This window comes from Acinetobacter sp. UBA6526 (assembly GCF_002434875.1).
GTDB lineage: Bacteria > Pseudomonadota > Gammaproteobacteria > Pseudomonadales > Moraxellaceae > Acinetobacter > Acinetobacter venetianus.
The window spans coordinates 1-9,995 of sequence record NZ_DJLC01000135.1 but is presented as its reverse complement, the minus strand read 5'-3'; the positions used below and the strand labels follow the sequence as shown (position 1 = coordinate 9,995).

The window sequence follows — 9,995 nt, the reverse complement described above, 5'->3', positions numbered from 1 at the left end:
TGCATCATCAATATCAAGATGAATCGTACGATTTGGAATATCGATTTGAATGGTGTCACCATCTTCAACCAAACCGATTGCACCACCTTCCGCAGCTTCTGGAGAAACGTGACCAATCGATAGACCTGAAGAACCACCAGAGAAACGACCATCCGTAATCAAGGCGCAGTCTTTACCTAAACCTTTAGATTTCAAATAGCTTGTTGGATATAACATTTCTTGCATACCTGGTCCACCGCGAGGGCCTTCATAGCGAATGACCACGATATCACCAGCAACGATCTTATGATCTAAAATCGCTTCTACAGCTGCATCTTGGCTTTCAAAAACGCGTGCAGTTCCTGTAAATTTAAGGATTGATTCATCGACACCCGCAGTTTTTACGATACAGCCATCCAGCGCGATGTTGCCGTAAAGTACTGCCAAACCACCATCTTTAGAAAAGGCATGTTCAGCATTACGGATCACGCCTTTCTCACGGTCACCATCTAAAGTTGAGTAATAACGATTTTGAGAGAATGCAACTTGCGTTGGAATACCGCCCGGAGATGAACGATAGAATTCATACACATCTGCATCTTCAGTACGAATAATATCCCATTTATCTAAGGCATCTTTGAGTGTTTTTTCATGTACAGTTGGGCATTCAGTGTTGAGTAACTTGGCACGATCTAACTCACCCAAGATCGCCATGATGCCACCCGCACGATGTACATCTTCCATATGCACATCAGATTTTGCAGGCGCAACTTTTGACAATACAGGCACTTGACGTGACAAACGGTCGATATCATCCATCGTGAAATCAACTTCTGCCTCATGCGCAGCAGCAAGTAAATGCAATACAGTGTTGGTCGAACCACCCATCGCGATATCCAAAGTCATGGCATTTTCAAATGCAGCTTTGGTTGCAATAGAACGTGGCAAAATGCTGTCATCATTTTGTTCATAATAACGTTTCGCCAGTTCAACCACTAAACGACCTGCTTTAAGGAATAATTTTTCACGATTTGCATGTGTCGCAACAATTGAACCATTGCCCGGCAAAGACAAACCAAGCGCTTCGGTCAAACAGTTCATCGAGTTTGCAGTAAACATCCCTGAACATGAACCACAAGTCGGACATGCAGAGCGTTCGAAAGCAGCGACTTCTTCATCGGTATAGCTTTCATCAGCAGCAACAACCATGGCATCAACAAGATCAATGGCTTTTTCATCACCACGGAACTTCACTTTACCCGCTTCCATTGGACCACCGGAAACGAATACCACTGGAATGTTTAAACGCATTGCTGCCATTAACATTCCCGGTGTGATCTTGTCACAGTTTGAGATGCAAACCATTGCATCGGCACAGTGTGCATTGACCATGTACTCAACTGAGTCAGCGATCAAATCACGCGAAGGCAATGAATACAACATACCGTCATGACCCATCGCAATACCATCATCAACCGCAATGGTATTAAATTCTTTAGCAACACCACCCGATGCTTCAATTTCTCTCGCAACGAGTTGCCCTAAATCTTTAAGATGCACATGCCCTGGAACGAATTGGGTAAATGAGTTGACCACCGCAATAATTGGCTTGCCAAAATCTTCATCTTTCATACCTGTCGCACGCCATAAACCACGCGCGCCAGCCATATTTCTTCCATGTGTTGATGTTTTCGAACGATAATCAGGCATTTTTTATTCCCAACAAGTGTGTGCTCGAGAAAAATAGGGCTTTCTCTCTAGCGAAATGATACTGAGCTTTTTCCATCATACTACAAGTTATCGTTTAACTCATGACCAGTGGACCTATCTTTTTTGCACAAAAGCAATTCAATCCATCGAATTAGGGACTAGTGGCTTTTTCGCTTATAATTTGCAGCAAGTTTTAGTTGGATTATCTTTGTGAAAATCATTTTTGCTGGTACGCCTGAATTTGCGGCAACCGCATTGGCGGCATTATTAAAAACATCACACCAGATCATTGCTGTTTATACCCAACCTGACCGTAAATCTGGGCGTGGGCAAAAATTAACGCCATCTCCTGTTAAACAATTGGCGCTTGAACATGGTTTACCTGTTTATCAACCTTTGCATTTTAAAGCGTCGACTGAAGAAGGCCTAGCAGCTCAACAAGAATTGGCAGCTTTGGGTGCTGATGTGATGGTAGTCGCAGCTTATGGTCTGATCTTACCGCAAGCCGTTTTAGATACACCGAAGTATGGCTGCCTGAATATTCACGGTTCGCTATTACCACGTTGGCGTGGTGCTGCACCGATTCAACGTGCAATCGCGACGGGTGATGATGAAACAGGGATTACCATCATGCAGATGGCAGCTGGCTTAGATACAGGCGATATGATGTATAAAACCTATTGCCCAATTACAGCAGAAGATACCTCTGCCAGCTTGCATGACAAATTGGCAGATCAGGGTGCAGAAGCGATTTGTACTGTGCTTGAATCAGAACAAAGCCTGCAAGATTTTATTGCCAAACGTGAAGTGCAAGATGAAGCACTCACTGTTTATGCCCACAAACTCGTGAAAGCAGAAGCGCGTATCGATTGGACACAAAATGCCATTCAAATCGACCGTAATATCCGTGCTTTTAACCCGTGGCCAGTTGCCTTTATTCAACTGGATGAAAACAATGCACTGCGTGTATGGGGCTCTATGCTTTCTTCCCACAGCAAAACCGATGCTCAAGTCGGTGAGATTGTAGCGATGGACAAACAAGGTGTACACGTTGCTTGTGGCGACAATACGGCAGTCTGCCTCACCAGTCTTCAGTGGCCGGGTGCTAAAGCCCTCAATCCAGTTCAAATTGCCCAAACCCAGAAATTACATATTGGACAAATTCTCCCATGAGCCAATCAAATCAATCCTCTGTAAAAAATTTGAATCTGCGTGCGCAAGTCGTCAAAACGCTTTTGGCGGTTCAAAATGGGCAATCTTTGTCTTCCGTTTTAAATCAACATATCAATATGGTTTCTGAACGTGACCGTGGTTTATATCATGAACTCACTTTAGGTTGCTTACGCCAATGGCATTCATTAAAAGCGATTACCTTACCATTGCTCACAAAGCCATTAGACAATGAAGCACTAGAAAGTTGTTTATATCTTGGTTTATATCAAATTCTATGTACTCGTATTCCAGTACATGCCGCGATTTCAGAAACGGTAAATGCGGCCAAGCAACTCGGTTTCGAGCCAATGAGTGGTTTAGTGAATGCGATTCTGCGTCGTGTTTCACGTGAAACAGATGAATTTCAAACAGCATTGAATAATACGCATGGTTTACCAAGTTGGTTATTCAAACGACTCAAAAAAGATTGGCCTGAGCAAACAGAGCTTCTATGCCAAGCCTTAAAACAAGTCGCACCGCTCACCCTTCGAGTCAATGAACGCCAAGTCAGTCGTGACGAATATTTAGAGATTTTGGACGAGGAACAGATTGATGCTCGTCCTTGCATGCTTTCAAATGTTGGTATTGTTTTGGAACAAACGGGCAATATTACCCATTTACCAGGTTTTGAAGAAGGTGGTTTTTCTGTTCAGGATGAACATGCACAACTGTGTGCCACGCTTTTACCGAACCTAGATGGCAAAGTGGTGGTTGATGCCTGTGCTGCACCTGGCGGCAAAACAGCACATATCCTTGAGCGCTTTAACCCTAAAAAATTGATTGCCCTGGATCATGATGCGAAACGTTTATTGCGTGTTTCTGAAAATATCGAACGTCTTGGCTTAGATCAAACCGAAGTAGAGATTATCGCAGCAGATGCCACCACATGGCAGACGCAGCAACTGGTCGACTGTATCGTGCTAGATGCACCATGTTCAGCAACAGGCGTAATTCGTCGCCATCCTGATATTCGCTTACTCAGACAGTCCACTGATATTGCACAAACAGTCGCTTTACAGCAGCAGATTTTGCAACAGATGTGGCAACAGCTTAAAGTCGGCGGTACATTGCTCTATATCACTTGCTCAATTCTTAAAGCTGAAAATGAGCAGCAAATGGCGACATTCTTTGCGGAACATGCTGATGCAGAAGAAGTCAAAATTGAAGCAGATTGGGGAATTGAACAAAACTATGGGCGTCAGTTACTTCCTGCTGCGCAATCAGGTGATGGTTTCTATTATTGCTTAATTAAAAAATTGGCATAATAAAAAAGCAGGCTTTAAGCCTGCTTTTTTTTAATATCTCAGCGTGATTTTAGTCTTCAGGATTGCGCAATAAGTGCAAAATCGAAAGAGATAAACCACCCCATAGTAAAGCAATTGCAATCACTAACATGATAATAGCTGAAGTCGTCATTTCACTCTCCTAGCGATTTTTTAAACTAGACATGAATAATGCACCGATTGCACAGAACAAGATACAGCCCCAACCAAACCAAAGCTGTAAACTCATTGAGTAATCGCCATATCCTTTTTGCAATAAAGCACTTAAAGCAAGACCAAGCGTAGATAACAACACTACTGGCGTTATCACAGTCAACGTGAATTCCCAGATTTTTCCTAACTTGATTGTTGAAATACTGTTTACGTGTAACTCAAGCTCTCGCATCAATGAGCGCTTGAACCAAGACACCATGATGATCGAAACAAGTGCACCAGAAACAATACCCAAGTTATTGATAAAGTGATCGATAATATCAACTAATTTAATGGCATTAGCGCTTGAGAACAGTGCAATAGAAACAATACCAGTACCACCGCCAATAATGGTTACGGCTTTCGCACGGCCCCATTTTAATTTGTCCTGCATCGCTGCAATTGGCACTTCTAAAATACTCACCATTGACGTTACACCTGCAACGAACAATGAAGTAAAGAATAAAATACCGAATAATTCAGCACCCGCTCCTAAACTTGAAATGATCTTAGGGAATGCAATAAACGCAAGACCAATACCACCGCTTACCACATCTTGAACACTCTTATCCGCAGCATGTGCCATAAAGCCCAATGCAGCAAACACCCCAATCCCAGCAAGTAATTCAAACGAAGAGTTTGCAAAACCAACAACGAAACCAGAACCAGTTAAATTCGTTTTTGGTTTGAGATACGAGGCATAGGTCACCATAATCCCGAAACCAACAGATAACGAGAAGAAGATATGACCATAAGCAGCAAGCCATACTTTATAGTCTTTCATCGCTTCCCAGTTCGGCGTAAAGAATGCATTTAAGCCTTCTGAAGCACCTGGTAAACGTAATGCTTGAATCACGAGTATGCTAAAAAGAACGATTAAAAGCGGCATGAAAATACGGTTCGCAAGCTCAACCCCTTTTCGAACACCACCATATAGAATTACAAGCACAAGCGCCCAAACACCAATCAATGGCCATAACAAATGACTAATAAAGGTCATGTCAAAACCAGCGGCATCTGAAGTTGCTAAGAAAGCTTTAAAGAAATAACCCTCAGGATCAGCACCCCAAGATTGATTGAACGAGAAATAGATATAGCTACCAGCCCACGTCAATACACTGGCATAGTAAAGACCGATGATGATACATACACAAGCTTGCCACCAACCCAAAGCCTCAGCTTTTTTAGTCAATTGTTCATAAGCTTTTGGAGGTGCACCTGTACTACGATGACCCACGGCATAGTCTAGGAATAACAGCGGTAAACCTGCTGTCAAAAGCGCAACTAAATAAGGAATTAAGAACGCGCCGCCGCCATTTTCATAAGCGACATAGGGAAAGCGCCAAATATTACCCAAACCAACAGCAGATCCAACCGCCGCAATAATAAAACCAGATCGAGCAGACCAGTTTTCACGAGTATCTGTCATAAATCACCTAAATACGATAAAGGTTACTTTTAATGCTGCCTACACTTTATTTTTTTGTTACAAGCAAGAAAAGTACCACAAAAATTTTGTGTTGTTTGTCAAAGAGCATCACCTTTTGGGCAGATTGATTCTTCAGAACAAACGAGCAAAATAGAAAATTCTTCCTTAAAGAGCTTTGTCCATTTTTTGCTACTTAATAGCTGAACAATACCCGTTTTTATTTCTTTTTACTGTAAATTCTGGACGAAAAAACTATATTTTTCGAACGATTGATTATTTTTCAATTCACTGCAATATTGACCTGACAGTCAAGTTTTACAGGATAAGTTTATAAAATAATCAATCATTAAAATCATCATGCCCTCTTATCTAAATTATTGCTTATTGTTTAATTGCGAGTAACCGTTCTTCTTGCATATCTCGGATGGCCGAATGAATTCCTTCTCGACCTAAGCCTGAGTCTTTTACACCGCCATAAGGCATATTATCCACACGGAAAGTCGGTACATCATTGATAATGACACCACCCACATGCAAATGATCCCATGCATACAGCATCTTATTTAGATTCTGTGTATAAACGCCTGCTTGTAGCCCAAAACGACTTTGATTAATCGTCGCGATCCCTTGTTCAAAATCTTTGTACTTTTCTAAAATCGCAACTGGACCAAAGGCTTCATCTTTATACACTTCAAGCTTTGAATCTACATTCTCCAAAAGTGTAGGTTCAAATAGAACACCTTGTAATGTTCCTCCTATCAGTACTTTTGCCCCTTTTTTCTCCGCTTTATCAATCCACTTTTTCAAGCGCACTGCTTCTGCTTCCTTAATCATCGGACCAACCAAGGTTGTGCTTAAACTTGGATCATCAACTTTGATTTTTTTCACTTTCGCGAGTAATTTCTTTTTAACCTCCGTGTAAATATCTGCATGAATTAAAATTCGTTGCACACTAATACATATCTGACCTGCATGACCATAAGCCGCTCCAACCAAACGATCAATCAAAGCATCATCAACGGGAGTATCTGGCTCAATTAATACCGCAGCATTTCCACCCAGTTCTAAGGTAACTTTCTTGCGACCTGCGCGTGCTTTCATGTCCCAGCCGACTTGATCTGAACCAGTAAAGCTCAAAAGTTTAAAGCGATCATCCGTCACTAAAATATCCGCCGCTTGACGATCACACGGCAATACTGACCAAGAACCTTTTGGAAGATCAGTTTCAGCTAAGACTTGGGCAATTTTTAATGCACTAATTGGAGTTAAACTGGCAGGCTTTAAAACAAAAGGACAACCCGCCGCAATCGCAGGGGCGATCTTATGCGCCACCAAATTTAATGGAAAATTAAATGGACTAATTAACGAGATCGCACCAACAGGTACATGTTTCACCATTCCTCTAAAACGTGCCGCAGCAGGTGTAACCGCCAAAGGTAACATTCGACCATCATCAAGTTGAGTAACAGCATCCGCAGCGAGTTGAAAAGTATTAATTAAACGCTCCACTTCAGCACTCGCAGCACCGCGAGGCTTCCCACCTTCCGCAATTAAAATCTCGGTGAGTTCCTCCCTTAATTCATTAAACCGCTTCACACAGTGCAATAAAATTTTTTGTTTTTGATACGGTTTTAATGCTGCCATTTCTGCTTCAGCTTTTACCGATGCAGCAATAGCCTTTTCCAAAACTTTTGTATCTGCTAAAGCAACCCGTGCATAGACACTATGTTGATATTTATGCTGTACTTCGAGCCATTGCCCTGTTGTAATTGCTTTCCCTGCTACATATAAAGGGTAATCCACACACGATTCTACTTCTGTCATTATTTATTCTCTTTTCACATAATTTAAAATTAGACTACTGCATATTGCTCAAGATCACTATATGATGCGTCCAATCTAGGGTGAATTCATAACAATTCATTACGGTTTTGATATTAATTAGGACAATGCAATGAAACTATTAAAATTAACGCTACTTGCTTTAGGGACAAGCGTTTGTGGTTTAGCTCAAGCCGATTTAATTGGTGTAAAAGGCGATCTTAGCTACTGGAACTACAATGGTGAAGCCAATATGGCAGCACAAACCTCAGCACCCGATCAAGATCTTGACCGAAAAGGTTCTGCTCAATTATCACTCGCAATTGAGCATCCAATTCCACTGATCCCAAATGCAAAAATTCGTTATGTGAATTTAAAAACACAGACCGAAAATGAAGTTGCAGGTCAACCTGTTTATGACTTAGATATCGACCATACTGATTTTATTTTGTATTACGAAGTACTTGATAATATCGTAGATGCAGACATTGGTTTTGGCGCGAGTAACCTCAATGGTGATGTTAAGACGCTTGGCTTAAATAAAACAGATATTGATAAAACAATTCCTGTTATCTATGGATCAGCAGGCGTAAAACTGCCATTTACAGGTCTAAGTGCGAAAGCAGAATTACTATATAGCAATGTGAATGACACTAAAATTACGGATGCCCAAGCCGAATTACAATACAACTTTATTGATAATTTATTGGTCGATGTCGGCTTAAAAGCAGGTTATCGTATTCTTGATATTAAATTAGATGACTACGAAAAAAATGACCTTAAATTTAATTTTAAAGGTCCTTATATCGGTTTGGATGTTCATTTCTAAAATTCTAATACAGCAAAAACGGAATCTCTTGATTCCCTTTTTTTATAGCTAATCTAATCATTTCATCATTCTCTATTGGTGTACGCCAAAACCTACAACAATCGCAGCAATTGGCGAATATCCCAATCCAAACTTTTCGCCTACCATACAAATCATAGAGAGGCAGGAAGTCTCATTGAAAATAACAAGATGCGCAGGAAGCGGTCGTTCATAAGGAATATAAACGACAATAAACGGAATATAAAGAAGCCCCGTCAGGATGATGGGGCTTCTTTTTATCTATCATTTTTAAACGCGATTTAAAGACTTTTGAGATACACAACTACGTCGTGATTCTCTGCCATTTCCGCCAGCTGTAGCGCTGTATATTCGCTTTTATAAGCAACATTTGCATCTTTACTCACAAGTAGCTTCACCACAGCTAAATGATCATTCTCAGCAGCTGCTTGTAATGCACTATAGCCTTCGTCATCAGTTTGGTTTGGGTCTATACCCTCTGCCAATAACTTCTCGACTTGCTCCAGATCTCCTAAAGATGCCCAATACACTAGCTCAGGAAGATGCAGTTCTTCATCATCTTCGGGGAGTGGAGAGAAAGAGTTTAGTTTCATAAGGAATGATCCATTTTAGTACTAAGCACAATTAAAACTTAAATTTAACGGTGTATCTATATTGAATATTATGAAAGTAAAAATAAGAAAATATCGACAAAAAAGAATTAATTTTCCTGCTGTATATTAGTTATAGTTTTTCTCCATTCTTTACGCCAAGCCTCAAGATCAAAATCATCGTTATACATAAATAAAGAATCTACAGTGTCATTGATAAGTTCTTCTAAATCTCTTATCACATCACTACCTATTAAAATATAAACAATTGTTCCACCTGTACCTGGGCCATTAGGTTCATATTTTGATCTATGAAATATAAATCTTTCTTGCAGATAATTTTGAATGTACGCCTGTGCAGTCTTTCCATCCCAATGATTTTCTGGATAAAATTTAGCAAGCCGAAGCCATACGTATTCCAAGAAGTCAATTACATCATAATTAGCTTGCCTCATATCCCCTGTTATTCCAGTATCCCAGCCTTCCTGTGCATTTTTACATACAGCTAAATATAATTGAGGTAATCCCTTTACGAATCTATAATGACTAGGATAATCAAGATATCGCTGATCATAGTCATCTAAGGCTTCATTAGGTTCTATAAGTTGTTGGTTATCAGCTAAATCTTTTTTTAACAATTCTGATTGTATTTTCGGACGCTGGAGATAATATCCAATTATTACAGCTAAGATAGTAGCAATAGCACTTAAAATTCCAGCAATAAGAGTTGAATCCAATATAGTAATATCCTCAAATCAAAAAAGCGAAACTACCTATATAATAATTTTCTTATTAACCACAGCTATTTGTATCAGGATAAATATTATAAAACAATAAAATTACGCTAACTTTTCTTTTCAATCACGCCATAAAGAAACACCCCCACTCATACGAATGGGGGTGTATTCATTTAAAAGCTGGCGATGACTTAC

At 40.3% G+C, this 9,995-nt stretch carries 9 protein-coding genes; 3 read left to right on the top strand and 6 right to left on the bottom strand.

Features of this window, described 5'->3' with window-relative positions:
- On the bottom strand, positions 1-1,689 hold a 1,689-nt coding region (gene ilvD / locus B4237_RS09085; RefSeq protein ID WP_286942799.1), incomplete at its 3' end, for a dihydroxy-acid dehydratase.
- Between the two features lie 210 nt (positions 1,690-1,899).
- Here ilvD and fmt point away from each other — a divergent pair.
- Both fmt and rsmB read left to right on the top strand, forming a co-directional pair.
- Positions 1,900-2,862, top strand: coding sequence for a methionyl-tRNA formyltransferase (gene fmt / locus B4237_RS09080; RefSeq protein WP_278595827.1), 963 nt, complete (start codon positions 1,900-1,902; stop codon positions 2,860-2,862).
- Complete coding sequence (gene rsmB / locus B4237_RS09075) at positions 2,859-4,166, top strand: 16S rRNA (cytosine(967)-C(5))-methyltransferase RsmB (RefSeq protein ID WP_278595828.1); 1,308 nt, start codon at positions 2,859-2,861, stop codon at positions 4,164-4,166. Before fmt ends, rsmB begins: the two co-directional genes overlap by 4 nt.
- A 49-nt stretch (positions 4,167-4,215) precedes the next feature.
- Here the strand turns inward: rsmB and B4237_RS09070 are convergent, their stop codons facing one another.
- The 3 genes from B4237_RS09070 to B4237_RS09060 form a co-directional block, all read right to left on the bottom strand.
- Positions 4,216-4,317 (bottom strand): methionine/alanine import family NSS transporter small subunit, encoded by a 102-nt coding sequence (locus tag B4237_RS09070; protein WP_004878224.1) that lies wholly within the window; start codon positions 4,315-4,317, stop codon positions 4,216-4,218.
- A 9-nt stretch (positions 4,318-4,326) separates the two neighbouring features.
- Positions 4,327-5,805, bottom strand: coding sequence for a sodium-dependent transporter (locus tag B4237_RS09065; RefSeq protein ID WP_004878225.1), 1,479 nt, complete (start codon positions 5,803-5,805; stop codon positions 4,327-4,329).
- 381 nt (positions 5,806-6,186) lie between these two features.
- On the bottom strand, positions 6,187-7,629 hold the full coding sequence (locus B4237_RS09060) for an aldehyde dehydrogenase family protein (RefSeq protein ID WP_278595829.1): 1,443 nt from the start codon (positions 7,627-7,629) through the stop codon (positions 6,187-6,189).
- A 130-nt stretch (positions 7,630-7,759) separates the two neighbouring features.
- Here B4237_RS09060 and B4237_RS09055 point away from each other — a divergent pair, with 130 nt between their 5' ends.
- Positions 7,760-8,455, top strand: coding sequence for a TIGR04219 family outer membrane beta-barrel protein (locus tag B4237_RS09055; RefSeq protein WP_007479814.1), 696 nt, complete (start codon positions 7,760-7,762; stop codon positions 8,453-8,455).
- Between the two features lie 299 nt (positions 8,456-8,754).
- Here B4237_RS09055 and B4237_RS09050 read toward each other — a convergent pair whose 3' ends face one another.
- Together B4237_RS09050 and B4237_RS09045 are read right to left on the bottom strand one after the other, a co-directional pair.
- Positions 8,755-9,066: an ankyrin repeat domain-containing protein gene (locus tag B4237_RS09050; protein ID WP_278595830.1), complete on the bottom strand. Its 312-nt coding sequence runs from the start codon at positions 9,064-9,066 to the stop codon at positions 8,755-8,757.
- A 107-nt stretch (positions 9,067-9,173) separates the two neighbouring features.
- Entirely contained in the window at positions 9,174-9,800 is a 627-nt protein-coding gene (locus B4237_RS09045) for a hypothetical protein (RefSeq protein ID WP_278595831.1), read from the bottom strand.
- Positions 9,801-9,995: the final 195 nt, after the last annotated feature.

What these genes read in the sequence shown, in the direction of transcription:
- rsmB (WP_278595828.1), top strand. Translation starts at nt 2,859, where the DNA reads ATGAGCCAATCAAATCAATCCTCTGTAAAAAATTTGAATCTGCGTGCG.
- B4237_RS09070 (WP_004878224.1), bottom strand. Translation starts at nt 4,317, where the DNA reads ATGACGACTTCAGCTATTATCATGTTAGTGATTGCAATTGCTTTACTA.
- B4237_RS09065 (WP_004878225.1), bottom strand. Translation starts at nt 5,805, where the DNA reads ATGACAGATACTCGTGAAAACTGGTCTGCTCGATCTGGTTTTATTATT.
- B4237_RS09060 (WP_278595829.1), bottom strand. Translation starts at nt 7,629, where the DNA reads ATGACAGAAGTAGAATCGTGTGTGGATTACCCTTTATATGTAGCAGGG.
- B4237_RS09055 (WP_007479814.1), top strand. Translation starts at nt 7,760, where the DNA reads ATGAAACTATTAAAATTAACGCTACTTGCTTTAGGGACAAGCGTTTGT.
- B4237_RS09050 (WP_278595830.1), bottom strand. Translation starts at nt 9,066, where the DNA reads ATGAAACTAAACTCTTTCTCTCCACTCCCCGAAGATGATGAAGAACTG.